This is a genomic window from Actinoplanes campanulatus (assembly GCF_014647795.1).
Lineage (GTDB): Bacteria > Actinomycetota > Actinomycetes > Mycobacteriales > Micromonosporaceae > Actinoplanes > Actinoplanes campanulatus.
Map to the genome: position 1 here is coordinate 1 of NZ_BMPW01000088.1, position 636 is coordinate 636.

The 636-nt window shown below is 69.7% G+C and carries 1 protein-coding gene; it reads left to right on the plus strand.

Features of this window, described 5'->3' with window-relative positions; all coding sequences use genetic code 11:
* On the plus strand, window positions 1-636 hold a 636-nt coding region (locus IEZ13_RS46175), incomplete at both ends, for a methionine adenosyltransferase domain-containing protein (protein ID WP_189285821.1).

Genomic DNA, 636 nt, shown 5'->3' on the forward strand with positions numbered 1-636 from the left:
CGGCTGTCCGCCGCCCGTAAGGACGGGACGATCCCCTACCTGCGCCCGGACGGCAAGACCCAGGTCACCATCGAGTACGACGGCCTGCGCCCGGTTCGCCTGAACACGGTCGTGGTGTCGTCGCAGCACGCCGCGGACATCTCCCTGGAGTCGCTGCTGACGCCGGACGTGCGGGAGCACGTGATCGCTCCGGAGCTGGAGGGTCTGGGTCTGGACGTCGAGGGCTACCGGCTGCTGGTCAACCCGACCGGCCGTTTCGAGATCGGTGGCCCGATGGGTGACGCCGGCCTGACCGGCCGGAAGATCATTGTGGACACCTACGGTGGTTACGCCCGGCACGGTGGCGGCGCGTTCTCCGGCAAGGACCCGTCCAAGGTGGACCGCTCGGCGGCGTACGCCACCCGCTGGGTCGCCAAGAACGTGGTGGCCGCCGGTCTGGCCGAGCGCTGCGAGATCCAGGTCGCCTACGCGATCGGCAAGGCCCACCCGGTGTCGCTGTTCGTCGAGACGTTCGGCACCGAGAACGTGCCGGTCGAGCGGATCGAGAAGGCCATCAACGAGGTCTTCGACCTGCGCCCGGCCGCGATCATCCGCGACCTCGACCTGCTCCGCCCGATCTACCAGCAGACCGCCGCG